Genomic DNA, 15,090 nt, shown 5'->3' on the forward strand with positions numbered 1-15,090 from the left:
TGTTCGGGCCAACTGAAATCAGGACTGATAAACCGGACCCAGCGCCGCCTTCAGCGGATCCAGCGCGTCGCCATACAGCTTCCAGCGCTCGACCGAGGATGAATAGATCGGCTGGCGCACCTGCCAGCGGCTCGGCGTCCGCACCGTGCGCTCGGTTTCGTTGAAACGCAAGCAGGCATCGTCCCACTCGATGCCGAGGAATCCGATCAATCCGCGGGCGCGATTTTCGAAATCGGCGACCGTTTCTTCGTAGGGCATGTCGTGGATATCCAGCGGGATGACCTTGGCCCAATGGCGCATCAGGCGGTCATACTGCCGGTAATACTGCCCAAGCTTGGTCAGATCGGCATTATAGCCGTGCGCCTCGGAAAAATTATGCATGAAACAGGATGCGCAATTGTCCATCGGGTCACGCCGGCAATGGATGATGCGGGCATTCGGCAAGATCAGGCTGATGAAGGCCAGCAGCTCGAAATTATGCGGCATCTTGTCGACGACAAGCCGCGCCTTGCTGTTGCGTCTGTTGAGATCGTCGAGATACTTCGATCCAAGCTCCTTGGCCTTGGCCGCAGTGAGCGCCGCCATGGCCTCGGTGAAAATGGCTGGGTCGAGCTTGTCGAACCCAAGTTCGCCGGCAAGTGAACGAATGGTCGACAACTCGCCGGCGCCATGGATATCGCGATGGCTGGCGCATATCTGCTCGGTCAGCGTCGTTCCCGACCGGGGCATGCCGACGATGAAGACCGGGCGTCTGGATGGATTTCCCAAACTGGCTCGCGTCTTGAAGAAGCCAGCGTCGAAGGTGTCGATGAAGCTGTCGTAAAGCTGGGTGTGCCGGTCGATGTCGAAATCATTGCCGGAAATCGCCTTGGCCCTCGCGAAATCGCGGATGGCCGGGCCATACTCGCGCTGATCGTTGAGCATCTTGCCGGCGGCATGGTGCAGCACCACCCGCTCGCGATCGGTGGTCATCGGCAATTCTAGACGAGCCCGTATTAGAGGCAGTGTCGGATCGTCCTTTACCGCCCGGCGCGCCAGCGCCATTCCAGCCAGCGCTTCGACATGACCCGGGTCGATGGCAAGCGCGCGGCTGAAGCATTCGACCGCCTCGGCCTGCCGGCCGATGTCGGTAAGCAAATCGCCCATACCGGCAAGTGCCATCACCGACTGGCCGTCGATAGCCAGCGCCCGGCGATAGAACCCTTCGGCAACGTCGCCCTCGAGCTGGCTGCGGTAGGAGCGGCCGAGATTGCACAGCGCTTCGATGAGCCCTCCATCGAGCTCGATCGCCTTTCTCAGATGTCTGCGCGCCTTGTCGATGTTGCCGGTTACATTGTAGGCGTTGCCGAGATTGTTGCGGAAGATGGCGTTGTCCGGTTCGAGCTTGACCGCCTTTTCCATATAGGCAATGGCGGCGTCATGATGCTCGGCCTCGATGGCCAGCGTGCCCATCAGGTTCAGCGCCATGGCATTTTTGGGCTGCGTGCGAAGCACCGTCTGGTAGCAGAACTCGGCCTCGCGAAAACGCTGGCGCCGTTGCAGGTCGATGCCGCGCTGCAATGTCTTTTCCGCCGGTTCACCGGCGGACGGCAGCGAAGCTGGGATCATTGCCGGCAGGCCCAGGGGTTGCCGGCGTGGCAAGAGCGGCATCCGTCAGATCCCGGTCGCGGCCTGCGACGAACCAATCAGAACTTCAGGGTTACGCCAAGCTGGAGATTGTGGGAGTACAATTTGGCGTTCTCGTATGTGCCGCCGCCATCATTGTCGTCTAGATCCACGCTTGTCACGGCCTTGAAGCGGTAACCGAAATCGAGGTCGACATTCTGCGTTACCGCGTAGGTAACACCGGCGCCCACTTGGCCGGCGAAACCCCAGCCGCCAGGCCCGTATCCAAAGGCGTGGCCATCAAAGTGAGTATCGGCGGTAACATAGGCCGCGCCGACACCGCCGCCGACATAGAGTTTGGCATCACCAAAATGCGCAACATCGGCCCAGACGTTGGCGAGAAGATAGGTGGCCGACAGATTGCCGGAAGCTGGGCCGGAACCTTGGTCGGCAGGAGGGAAGCTGAAGCTGTACTCGCTTGCCTTGTAGCGCGCGTAGGACAGTTCGCCTTCCACGCGGAACGTGTCGTTGATCCGCCGACCGACAGCGCCGCCGATCACGAACCCACTGTCAAGATCCACGGAATACCGACCACTATCGTAGTCCGTCTTCACATTGTTGGCAAAGCTGGCGCCGCCGAAGAGCGTGACGTACCAGAGATCCTCCGCCCTCGGCACGTCGACAAGCGCGTCTGCGGCGTAGGCCGAACTCCAGCCAAGCGCCAATGCAAATGTCGAAACGCCAGCCAGCAGGCACAGTTTCATCGTCGAATCCCCTCGCAACAACTAGTGACTAATATCACTCTTGCTTGGCGGCCGAGCTGTCAAGAACGCAAACGAGATCAAGGAGCAAAGCGAGGTCGGGAACGATCTTTTGAGAATTCTTGTTGCCGCACCGCAACATAGCAGCACATGCTAATGTTTCTGGCGGCAGGCGCATGGCTGTCCCTTCCGTTTGAAATCGCGCTAGTCGGCCTGCCTTGCCGCCACCCTGCGCATGGAGATCACCCGCCGGCGGCGGATCTCGGTGCGCATCACCGTCAGGTGCAGCGCGAAGAACAGCACGGTGAAGCCGAGCGCCATCACCAGCAGCGGCCATAGCAGGCTGGGATCGATCGTCGGTCCGCCGAGCCGGAACACCGAGGCCGGCTGGTGCAGCGTGTTCCACCAGTCGACCGAGAATTTGATGATCGGGATGTTGATGAAGCCGACCAGCGTGATGATGGCGGCGGCCCAGGCGGCACGGCTGGCGTCATCCAGCGCGCGCGTCAGCGCGATGATGCCGAGATACATCAGGAAGAGGATGAAGACCGAGGTCAGGCGGGCATCCCACACCCACCAGGTGCCCCACATCGGCTTGCCCCAGATGGAGCCGGTGACCAGCGCAAGCGCGGTGAAGGTGGCGCCGATCGGGGCTGCAGATTTCAGCGCGACGTCGGCCAGCGGATGGCGCCAGACCAGCGTACCGAGCGCGGCGACCGCCATCACCGTGTAGCACATCATGGCGAGCCAGGCGAAAGGCACGTGGATGTACATGATGCGCACCGTGATGCCCTGCTGGAAATCCTCAGGCGCGGCAAAGCTCATATAGAGACCGATGGCTAGCAGGATCGCGGCGATCGACGCCAGCCACGGCACCAGCCTGTCGGCCAGCCCGACAAAGCGCGTCGGGTTGGCGAGGTCGGTCCAGCCGGCGAGGCGTGAGGAGGTGTCGCTCATAAGGTCTAGATAGACCGGCGGCGCGTTCGGGGCAATCGAGCGGTTGTCGCAGTGCTTACCCTCTCCCTTGTGGGGAGGTCGCTGCAAAGCAGCGGGGTGGGGGTGGTGGGGCACTACCTCCACCCGGACCCTACGGGTCCGACCTCCCCACATGGGGGAGGTAAAAAAGCCTACGCCGCTTCGATATTCACCGTGCGGCTGAGACGGCGGACTTCCTCGTCGTTGAGCAGGCCGCCGGCGCGCAACAGGCTGGCGAAACGGCCATTGCGCAGCGACAGTTCGGCGAAGCCGCCCATCTCGACCACCTTGCCCTTGTCCATGAACACGACCAGGTCGGCGTCGCGAACGGTGGTCAGGCGGTGGGCGATGATGAAGGTGGTGCGGTTGCGCCTCAGTTCGTCGATGGCTTCCTTGACGCGGTCCTCGGTCTCGACGTCGAGCGCGCTCGTCGCCTCGTCGAGCACCAGGATCGGTGCGTCCTTGAGCACGGCGCGGGCAATGGCGATGCGCTGACGCTCGCCGCCCGAAAGCTGGCCGCCGCGCTCGCCAACGACGGTGTCGTAACCGGCGCTCTTGGCAAGGATGAAATCCTGCGCGGCAGCCGCGTTGGCGGCGGCGTGAACCTCGTCATAAGTCGCCTCGGCACGACCGACGCGGATGTTGTCCTCGATCGAGCGGTTGAGCAGGCCGGCATCCTGGAAGACGGTGGCGATCGAATGACGCAGCGACTTGCGGGTCACCGTGCGGGTGTCGATGCCGTCGATCAGGATACGGCCATGAGACGGCGAGAAGACGCGCTGCAAGAGGTTGATCAGCGTCGTCTTGCCGGCGCCGGTCGGGCCGACGATGGCAACCGTCTGCCCGGCCTGGACCTCGAAGGAGACGTCGTCGACGCCCTGCCGCGAATTGGCAAACTCGAAGCCGACATTCTCGAAGCGGACATGGCCGGTGACGTTGGTGAGGTCGCGCAAGCCGTCCGGCTCGGCGGAGTCGGCGGCCGAATCCTCGAGGTGATAGAAGTCCTCGAGCTTGGCGCGGGCTTCGGAAATCTGGTTGGCGAAAGCCGACATCTGGTCGAGGCGGGCAATCAGCAGCGTGGCAAAGCCGGTGAAGGCGATGACGTCGCCGATCTTGAGCTGGCCATGGGTGACCAGATAGGCGCCGATCAAAAGCACAACCATCATCGAAATGGTCGACGACAGGCGGTGCAGCGCATTGGCCATCGCCCACCAGTCGAGCACCGGGTTCTGCGCGTCGAGCAGGTTCTTGACATAGCGGCGCAGCGTATCGGCCTCGTGGCCGAGACGGTTGTAGCTCTGCAGCACGGCGACGTTGCTGACCGAGTCGGTCACATGCGCGAACACCTGATGATAGTGGCGCTCGACGGCGGCCTGGCCTGCCTTGGTGCGCTTCATCACAAGCCGGCCGATGCCGACATAGAGAACGCCCAGCGCCATCAGCACCAGCGACATGCGCAGATCCATGCTTATCGCGGTCGGAATCAGCAGAGCCAGCGCAACCGCCGTCGACAGATGCTGGCGCATGAATTCAAGCCACAGGCTGAACAGCGTCTCGACGGCGCGCAACAGCGTGTGCAGCGCGTTGGAGGTGCCGCGCTGGTGGTGCCAGGCGAGCGGCATGGTGATCACGCGCTCGAACGACTGGCACAGCACCTCGCTGCGCCGCTTGTGGGCAAAACGGTCGGCGCCGCGCGCCACCAGCACGAAGGCGACGATGTTAAAGGCGCCGAGACCGGCCCACAGCGCCAGGGTCGAAAACACCGAACCCTTATCGGAGATGGCGTCGATCACCCGGCCGAACATGATCGGCTCGAGGATGGCGATAATGGCGAGCGCGACATTCGCACCGCAGATAAACGCAACGCGCTTCCTGTCGGCTGCGAGATAACCCAGCGCTCTCCAGTAGATTTGCAGAAGTGACACTTCAGCTACTCCGCCCAAAACATTATTGTGCACCGCACCATTTCTTGACACGTACCGGTTAACGGGTCGCAAAACAATGCCCGTCTACCTCTTCCGTTCCCATTCTGCGAACAAAAGATGACGACGTTGCGAAATCTGCCGTGATCACCTAACGGTTTGAGATAAAAGGTGAAATGTCAGTCTTGCGGCAAAATCATGGCAGCATCTGGCGCTGCCACATTTTTAGTCACTGCACGCTTGGCCCGCCGGTATCCGGGAAGGCACGCCGTACTGCGCCACGAGCATGCCCAAGTAGAAAACGCGCGCCTCGAAAGGCGCGCGTCAACAATCTGAAGCCCTTGATTTTACGCGGGTATCTTGACGACCACCTCGGTCTTGTCGCCGGCCTTCGGCTGAAAACCGGAAGACTTTGTCTTGGTTCCATTGACTTCGAGCGAGATGGATTTGGCCTTTTTGTCGCGGATGACGCGAACCTTGACCTCCGCCCCCAGCATCTTCAGCGTTGCAGAATAGCCGTCCCAATGGCTGGGCAGTTTCGGCCGGAACGTGATCTGCTTGCCCCGCCGCTCAATGCCCAGAATGCCTTCGACCGCAGCACGGTAGAGCCATCCCGCTGAGCCCGTATACCAGGTCCAGCCGCCGCGACCGCCCTTGTCCTCACCGGAATACATGTCGGCGGCGACGACGTACGGCTCGACGCGATAATGCTCGGCCGATGCATCGTCGAGCGCATGGTTGACCGGGTTCAGCATCGAGAAGCAGCGATAGGCATCGTCGGTGCGGCCCATTTCGGCGAGCGCGATCACGAACCAGGTCGCCGCATGGGTGTACTGGCCGCCGTTCTCGCGCACGCCCGGCGGATAACTCTTGATGTAACCAGGGTCCTTTCTCGTGTTCTGGAAGGCCGGGGTAAACAGTTTGACGATCTTGAGCTTGTCGTCGACCAGCAGGTTCGTCGCCTGCTGCATCGCCGTGGTCGAGCGCGCGGGGTCGCCCTCGCCGGAGAGCACGCTCCACGACTGCGCGATGGAGTCGATCTTGCACTCGTCCGAATTGTGCGAGCCAAGCGGCGTGCCGTCATCGTAGCTGCCGCGGCGATACCACTGGCCGTCCCAGGCGGTGCTTTCCAGCGCCCGCTTCAGCACATCGGCGTGTTTTGTCCAGGCCTGCGCCCGCTTGGTGTCGCCCTGCCCCTTGGCCACGGTGGTAAAGTCGCCCAGCGTCTTCAAAAGGAACCAGCCGAGCCAGACACTCTCCCCCTTGCCGGCTTCGCCGACGCGGTTCATGCCGTCGTTCCAGTCGCCGCCGAGGATCAGCGGCAGCCCGGCCGGGCTGCTGCGCTTGACCGCAAGGTCGAGCGCGCGCGCGCAATGGTCGTAGAGCGAAGCGTTCGTCTTGGAGATTTCCGGCGTGAAGAAGGCGTCGTGCTCGCCCTCGCCCAGCACCTGCCCGTCGATGAAAGGCAGCTGCTCCTTCAGGATCCCTGTATCGCCGGTCACCTCGATGTAGCGATTGGTGGCATGCGCCAGCCAGACCACATCGTCGGAGATCATGGTGCGCACGCCGGCGTCGGTGCGCGGCAACCACCAATGCTGGACATCGCCTTCGGGGAACTGCCGGCGCGCCGCATTGAGGATCTGGTCGCGCGCCAGTTTCGGATCATGCGCAAGCAGGGCCAGCGTGTCCTGCAGCTGGTCGCGGAAGCCGAAGGCGCCGCTTGCCTGATAAAAGGCCGAGCGGGCGCGGATGCGGCAGGCCAGGCTCTGATAGGGCAGCCAGTGATTGACCATGGCGTCGAGCGCCTTGTCGGGCGTCTCGACCTGGATGGTGTCGAGGAAGCCGCGCCAGACGCGTTCATTGTCGGCCAGCCGCTGGTCGAAATCCTTGCCCGAATGGGTCTGCACCAACGCGCTCGCCTCGGCTGATGTGGCGGCGTCGCCAAGCAGCCAGACCAGCGTGACGTCGCCGCCGGCGGGGATGTCGATGTCGCTGGCGACAGCTGCGCACGGATCGTCGCCGGCCTCGACGCGGCCCGACAGGCCGGCGCCGCTGACGACGGCGTGCGGGAAGGCGCTGGTGCCATGCCTGCCGATGAACTCGCCGCGATCGGCTGTCACCGAATGCACCGGACCAGTGGCGGCCAGGAAGGCCACCCGGTCGCCGAAATCGAGACCGTAGGGGTTTTGCGCCAGAAGCGCGCCAGTCGCTGGATCCCTGGACGGGATGATGGTCGCAGCCGTGCTCGAGCGATGGCTGCCGAGGACCCATTCGGCATAGGCATAGACGCGCAGCCGCGCCGGCGCCGAGCCTGAGTTCTGGATGCGCAGCCGCGTGATCTTCACTGGATCGACGGGATCGACGACGTGCGTCAGATCCATCGACAGCGGGCCGCGTTTGGACCGGAAGGTGGAGAAGCCCTGGCCGTGCCATGTCTCATAGGTCATCGAGGGATCGCGGACCACGGCAGCCAGCGGCGAGAATGCCTTGCCGCTGGCCTGATCGTAGATGTAGATGCCCTCGCCCGGCCGGTTGGTGACCGGATCGTTCGACCATGGCGTCAGTTGGTAATCGCGGCTGTTGCGGCTCCAGGTGAAGGCAGCGCCTTCGGCCGAGACATGGAAGCCGAACGAGGCGTTCGAGACGACGTTGATCCAGGGCTGCGGAGTCGTGCGCCGGCCGGTGAGACGCGTGACATAGTGACGGCCATCGCCTTCGAAACCGCCGAAGCCGTTCCACTGGCTGAGGCCGCTGCCGTCGGCGCTGCTGTCGGACGCGGCATGGTATGCAGGCGCCGCCGGCACCGGCAGAGACGGCTCGCGCAGTGACGCGGGGGCCGCCGGCTGCAGGGCATCGCGTGCTTGCAAGGCTGCCGCCTCGGCGCGTTCGATCTGGTCGAAGATGGTGCCGTTGCGTGTGTGCAGAACCACGCGGGCAACCGCCAGCAGCGTCTTGTACGTCGCCTCGTCCATCAGGTCGCGGCGCACGGCGAAGATGTGCTGGCGCGGCCCGAGTTCCTTGCCGCGCAGGCGGCTGTTTTCGCACAGCGTCTCGACCGCGCGCTGCAGGTCCTGGACATAGGACGATGCCTGCTCGTTGACGACCACGAAGTCGATCATCATGCCGCGGGCGCGCATATACTCCTGGAAGCGCAGCGCCTGGGCGACAATTTCGAGGTCGGCCACGTCGCCGATGCGGACCAGGAAGATCGGGAAATCGCCCGAAATGCTGGTCGGCCACAGGCTGGACTGCTTGCCCAGCCCCGAAGCGATGGATTCGCCGGGAAGGCGCAGGAACGGATCGGGATAGATCAGGGAGCGCGCCAGCTTCTGCACGTTGGCGGCGTCGGTCAGGCTGAGACCAAGATGGCGGGTCTGCACCTGCGAACGCGTCCAGGCAAGCATCGCCTGGCGAGCAAAACTTTCGGGATGGTCGAGCCTGGCGATGGCCTCGTCCAGTTCGGCGCGGTTGGCGCCGACGGCGGTCCAGAAGGTCAGCGATATCTTCTTGTTGGCCGGCACCCGCACCTGGCGGCGCAGGGCCGCTACCGGATCGAGGGTGAAGCCGTGGTGACCGCCAAGCTTGGCGCCGGGATCGAAGGCCGCCGCTTCCGCGATGGTACGGCCACGGCCGATGAAGGCACGGCGGTCGGTTTCGGCCTCGGCATCGCGCGCCGACCCGGACGGATCGGTGACGAAATGCACCATGGTGACGTCAGGCTCGTTCTTCTCGCGCTTGCGCCTGGTGGCAAAGATGGCGCCGTTATTGGCAGCGATCTCGGTCTCGATAAACATTTTCGAGAACGCAGGATGGGCATTGTCGGAGGCTTCGTTGCCCAGCACCAGCTCGGCAAAGGAGGTCACCTCGATATGCCGGTCAGTGGCGCCGTCGTTGTAGAGCGTGACGCGCCGTCCCTCGCCATTGCCTTCCGAGATGACGATGCATTCGACCTCCGAACGCAGCGAGCCCACTGTTTTGACGAAGCTCGCCTTGTCGTCGGAAAACAGCGTTTGCACTCTCTCGCCGGTCGCCTGCTTCGGCTCTGCGGTGGCCGACCACCAGTCGCCGCTGCCGGCGTCGCGCAGGAAGATGTAGGAGCCGAGCCGGTCTTCGGTCGGGTCGGGCTGCCAACGGGTGACGGCGAGTTCGCCCCAGCGGCTGTAACCGGAACCGGTGGCCGAGACCATGACGGAGTAGCGGCCATTGGACATGACGCTGGTGGCGCGCAACGCCCTCAGCGGGTCGAGGATAATGCGCGAGTCCGGGCTCTCGACCTCGGTCTCGTCCTTCGAACGCTCGTCGGCTTCGGTCCTGACCGTGGCGGTCGGGATGTCGCGCGGCGCCCTCTCCTGCAGCAGGAGTTCGGCAGACTCGATCACCGGATCGCTATGGAAGCGGTCGCGCAGCCGGCCCTCGAAGATGGCGTCGGCAACGGCGGCGATCGACATGCCGGAGTGATGCGCCATGTAGTTCAGGACAACGGCATGGTCGGTGCCTTCCGGCACGCGCTGCGGCGTGAAGTCGACGGCGTCGTAAAAGCCATGCCGGCCGAGAGCGCCGATGGAGCGCAGCCTGGCCAGATTCTGGACGGATTCGCGCGGTGTGAACTGCGCCGCGAGGATCGTGGCGTAAGGCGCGATCACCGTGTTCTGGCCAAGGCCACGCTTGAGCCCAAGTCCGGGCACGCCGAAATTGGTATACTGGTAGGTCAGTTCGCGGTCGCGGGCATTGTAGGCCGCTTCCGAAATGCCCCAGGGCACGTTCTTCGAACGCGCGTACTGGATCTGACGCTTGATGATCAGCTTGCTGGTCTGGTTGAGGATCGAGCCCTGCGGTTCCTTCATCACCAATGGCGGCATCAGATACTCGAACATCGAGCCCGACCAGGACATCAGCGCACCCTGGAAGCCGATCTCGACGATCGGCCTTCCAAGCCGGAACCAATGCTCCGTCGGCAGGTCACCCTTGGCGATGGCGAACAGGCTGGTCAGCCGCGCCTCGGAGGCGAGCAGATCGTAGCAGCTCTCATCGAGCTGATGCTCCTCGACCCGGTAGCCGATCGACAGCAGTTTGCGCTCCTGACGCATCAGGAAAGAGAAATCCATCTCGAAGGCATAGCGGCGGCAGCGTTCGCGCAGCGCCAGCAGCTTGGCGCGCAAGGCTTCGACGGCGTTTTCGTCGCTGTGCGAGTCATGCACATGCGCCTCGCAGGTCGCTTCCAGCCGTGCCGCCCAGTCGGCGATAATGTCGCTGCGCTGCGATCCGGCCTCGGTGTGGATGGCGGTGGCGAGCTTGCGGATCTCGCCGGCAAGCACGGCCAGGTTAATGGTGCGGATCGAGGCCATCTCCGGCTGCGCCTTGATGGTCATGACGGCGCGCCGCATGCCATCGAGGCGATCGGCCAGACGCTGGCGCAACGGCCGCAGTTGCCGGCGGTCGTCAGGCAATTCCTCGAGGCTCTCGTCGAGGATACTCACCGTGTCGAGGACGCCTTCGAAATCGCCCTGCAGGTGAACGGACGGGGCTTCCGCCCATTCGGCGCAGGCAGCCGCCACCGCGACCAGATGTCCGGCGAGATTGCCGCTGTCGACGGCGGAGATGTAGAGCGGATAGAGCGGCTTGAGCGTCGTGGTGTCGTACCAGTTGAAGAGGTGGCCACGGTTGCGCGGCATGCTCTCGATGGTCGTCATCGTGGCGTCGATCCGGGTGATGGCGTCGGAGAGCGCAATCCAGCCGAAATCGCGTGCCGACACCACCGACAGCAGGTAGACGCCGATATTGGTCGGCGACGTCCGCGGCGCCACAACCGGCGCCGGGCTTTCCTGGAAATTGTCGGGCGGCAGATTGTGGTGCTCGGCCGTGACGAAGGTTTCGAAATAATGCCAGGTGCGGCGCGCCACGGTGCGCAGCGCGTGGATGTCGGCCTGCGATATGCGCAGGCGGTCCTCGGTCTCGGCCGAGCGGCTGATCCAGCAGGCAACCGCCGGCGAACCGATCCAGAACAGAGCGAAGAAGAAGGCGACGAAGGCACCGGTGGAATCGGCCAGCACGGGGATAGCGAGACCGACGACGCCGATGATCACGGCGCCATACATCATGCTGTAATAGGAGCCGATATCGTTGTCGCCGCCCTTGTGCGCCTGCGACGCGGTGCGCCATTCCAGCAGGTTCTGGCGGCTGACGAACAGGCGGTAGAGCGTGCGCACGATGGCGTCGCCCATCATCCAGGCATTGTGCGCCATCAACAGCACTTTCAGCGCCACAAGGGCCGTGCCGAAGACGGTGTCGTGCGCCAGTGCGGAGAAATGGCCGCGCGGCGTCTGGTCGCCGCTCTTGGGCAGGATGGCGTTGACGACATCGAAGGTCGGCGCCATGAACAGCGACAGGATCAGCAGCGCCTGCCACTGCGCGGCCTGCGTGAAGGGCAGCAGCGTCCAGCCGGCGATCGCCGCCATCACCCAGAAGATCGGGGTCAGCGAGCGGCGCAGATTGTCGACCATCTTCCAGCGCGACAGCGCCGGCACGCCGGAACGCGGCGAGAAGATGAAGCGCAGCAGCTGCCAGTCGCCGCGCGCCCAGCGGTGGTGGCGCGAGGCGTCGACCGAGTAGCGGGTAGGATAGTCCTCGACCAGTTCGACGTCGGTGACAAGTGCTGCGCGCGCCAGCGCACCTTCGAGCAGATCGTGGCTGAGGACGGTGTTTTCCTCGATGCGGCCCTGCAGCGCCGCCTCGAAAGCGTCGACGTGATAAAGGCCCTTGCCGGTGAAGGAGCCGTCGCTGAAGACGTCCTGGTAGAGATCCGAGACGGCAAAGACGTAAGGATCGAGACCGCTGTTGGACGAGAAGACGCGCTGGAAGAAAGAAGCGTCGTCGCCGCTGGTGAGCGAGGCTGTGATGCGCGGCTGCAGAATGGTGTAGCCGGCGGTAACGACGCGCTTTGTCGCGTCGAAATGCGGGCGGTTGAGCGGATGGGCGAGCTTGCCGACCAGTGACGACACGGCGTCGCGCGTGGTGCGCGTGTCGGCGTCGAGCGTCATGACATAGACGACCTTTTCCGGCAGCGGCACGTCGAGCGGCAGGAAGGTGGTGTCGCTGTCGCCGCGCAAGAGAAGGTTCAGCTCATGCAGCTTGCCGCGCTTGCGCTCCCAGCCCATCCAGGCGCCCTGCGCCTGGTTGTAGAGCCGGCGGCGATGCAGGATATAGAAACGCGGCGCGCCTTCCGAGGGATAACGGGCATTGAGCCTGGCGATCTCGTCGCGCGCATATTGCAGGATCTCGATGTCGGCGGCGTCGATCTCGGTCTTGGAATCCGGCCAGTCGGACAGCAGCGCGAAATGGATTTCTTCGGCCGTGTTGGCGAGGTGATGCACCTCGATGTTGCGGATGTTTTCCTCGACATCATCGCGCGAGCCGATCAGCGACGGCACCACGACCAAGGTGCGTGATGCCGCCGGAATGCCGTGCTTGTAATCATAGCCGACGAGCCGCGTCGGCTTCAGGAACAGTGAAACAACGGTGTTGAAGAAGGCGAGCGCGCCTTCGCTGGCAGGCACCGCAAACAGCGCCAGCATCAGCGTGATGGATTCCACCGACAGGCCGAGATGGGCAAGCGCATTGCCGGAGACAACCAGCAGCAGCACCGTCAGCAGGAAGACCGGCACAACGATGCCGAGCCAGCCCGTGGCGGTGAAGGCGCGCTTGAAGGTCACATGGAAGGGCGGCCGATAGCCGATGGCCTTTTCCAGATCCGGCCGGCGCGGGCCGACCAGGAAGAAGCCGACATCGGTATGCATGGCCGGATCGGCTGATGCATCCGGCACGCCGGAGGCATCGGTGACCCCGGGAACATGGCTGGCCAGCTCGATGGCCTTTTCGGCGACACGGAATTCGGACAGGTCGGAGCGGCGCGCCAGTTGCTCGATCGACGTGCGGTACTGGTCGCGCGAAAAGAAATCGAGCGCGGCGAAATCGGTGCGCTCGCGCAACAGCGTGTCGATGCGGCTGACGCCCTCGAACCACACCGTCCAGTCGACGTCGTTGATGAGGCGCAGGCCGCGGATGATGTTGCCGGTGGTGACATTGCCGCTGGACAGCGTGCGATGCTCGGAAATGATGATTTCCTCGGCGTCGGAGCCGGTTTTCTCGAGCTCGACCTCCAGCCATTCCAGCGCCCTGCCGGCATTCTGCGAGCCGTCGCGCAGGCGGTAGAGCAACTGGGTGGCGAAGGTGGTGTCCTGCGCATGCGCGCCGTAGCCCGACAGGATCTTCCGGCGGTCTGCATTGTCGTCGGTCGCCAGCACGCGGTCGGCGACCTCGTTGGCGATATGGCGCATCTGCCTGGTGCGGTCGACGCGCACGGCGATGCGGCGCAGATTCTCGATCAAAACGAAGCGCAGCAGCGACGGCAGCGCCCAGAGCTCGCCGATCTTGAGCGGCTCGACCGACTGAAAACCCTCGACGATGGATTTGAACATGGTCGCCGAAACCGAACTGTCGGAATGGGCGACATAGCTCCAGGCCAGGGCCAGCGCGCGCGGCACCGCGGCGCGATCGGCCACTTCCAGGGTCGGCAACTGCCGGTAGAAACGGCGCGGCAGGTCGCGCTTGACCTGAAAAATGGTCTCCTCGACGAGATAATTGTTGTCGAGCAGCCATTGCGCGGCAGGCGTGATGGTTTCGCCCTTGGCCTGGGCGGCATTGGTCGAGCGGTAGACTTCGAGGATTTTCTTGGCGCTGTCGCGGATGCGGGCCTGGAAATCGAACGGCGTCAGGCCGAACAGGTCCTTGATGTCGCCCTTGGCAAGGCTTTCGCCCAGCGCGCGCAGCCGCTCTTCGGGCAGGAAATTGGAGCGTATCGGCTCTTCGGTGATGACCGGGAAGCCGGCGCTGGACTTTTCGATATGGGCAGGATTTGTCTGGATATTCATTGAAAATTCCGCATGGGGGACGCGATGCGGCGCCACCGCCACGGCAATGTCCCTAAAACCGATTCAAATGCAATTGGTTGCATGATTACACTGGCCGAAAGTTTTGCTTCGCACCACGCCAGAGGCGTTATCCCTTCGACATTTTAAGTGGGGCTTTCGACAACTTAAGGACGAGCACCCCTGCCCTCCCGTCCGCCTTGGAACGACGGAAGGATTCGGGCTTTTTCGTGATCCAGACAACAGCTTACGCCAGATTTCTCCGGCGTGCGATCATGTTTGGCAACAGGCGTTAATCGTTGTGCTGGCGGTGCGGCTGGCCCAGCCTGGCTATCCGGATGACGAACACGGTCGTCGGCCGTACCGGTTCAACCCGTAGTTTCGCCTGCGGACCGAGCAACAGCGTGTCGAGGGGTCCAAGACGAGACGATGTCGGGCCGCTGAGGCCGACCTCGCCGTCGAACGGCAGGATCAGGGTCATAGCGCTGGTCGGCCGGATATCGGTCGGAACCGAAACCACCAGGCGCTCGACCGTGTGCGTGGCCCGCACGCGGCGGGTCATGACGTTGAGGTCGGTGATCGGACCGGAGATCAGCGCGGCCGTGGTCGGCACATCGGCCGGGAAGGACAGCGGGGCGGAAGCCGCCGTCACTTCGGCCGGCGGACGGCCGGCAATATCAAGCACGATACCCTCGCCTTCCAGCACGGCAAGCGTGCGGTCGACGCCGGCAAACCCCGAGAACGGGCCGCTGCCCTCGACTCGCGCCATGGAAACGCGCCAGTCGAAATCGTCCAGCCCGACGCCGTCCGGCGAGACGGCGATCTCGGTGGTCGTGCCGCCGCCATTCTTCCACGGCATGACGCGGTAGTCGGCGGCCCGTAGGATGCGCATCATTTAAGCCA

Annotated in this window: 6 protein-coding genes; all 6 read right to left on the minus strand. The window is 63.8% G+C overall.

The genetic code is table 11. The annotated features are described in order from the left end of the window. Positions 1-18: 18 nt before the first annotated feature. The gene (locus X751_RS162450; RefSeq protein ID WP_031246835.1) at positions 19-1,650 is read right to left on the minus strand and encodes a sulfotransferase; all 1,632 of its coding nucleotides are present in this window, start codon (positions 1,648-1,650) and stop codon (positions 19-21) included. 35 nt (positions 1,651-1,685) lie between these two features. Then, on the minus strand, positions 1,686-2,369 hold the full coding sequence (locus X751_RS162445) for an outer membrane beta-barrel protein (RefSeq protein ID WP_023743650.1): 684 nt from the start codon (positions 2,367-2,369) through the stop codon (positions 1,686-1,688). 201 nt (positions 2,370-2,570) lie between these two features. Beyond that, entirely contained in the window at positions 2,571-3,323 is a 753-nt protein-coding gene (locus tag X751_RS162440; protein ID WP_023672896.1) for a heme ABC transporter permease, read from the minus strand. A gap of 170 nt (positions 3,324-3,493) precedes the next feature. Further along, positions 3,494-5,266: a glucan ABC transporter ATP-binding protein/ permease gene (locus tag X751_RS162435; RefSeq protein ID WP_023672897.1), complete on the minus strand. Its 1,773-nt coding sequence runs from the start codon at positions 5,264-5,266 to the stop codon at positions 3,494-3,496. A 344-nt stretch (positions 5,267-5,610) separates the two neighbouring features. After that, entirely contained in the window at positions 5,611-14,190 is an 8,580-nt protein-coding gene (locus X751_RS162430; RefSeq protein ID WP_023743651.1) for a glucoamylase family protein, read from the minus strand. 289 nt (positions 14,191-14,479) lie between these two features. Then, positions 14,480-15,079 carry a HutD family protein gene (locus X751_RS162425; RefSeq protein WP_023743652.1) on the minus strand — a complete coding sequence of 200 codons (600 nt, stop codon included), beginning with the start codon at positions 15,077-15,079 and terminating at the stop codon, positions 14,480-14,482. Between the last annotated feature and the right edge of the window lie 11 nt (positions 15,080-15,090).

Origin of the sequence: Mesorhizobium sp. LNJC394B00 (assembly GCF_000502555.1) — a bacterium.
Taxonomy (GTDB): Bacteria; Pseudomonadota; Alphaproteobacteria; order Rhizobiales; family Rhizobiaceae; genus Mesorhizobium.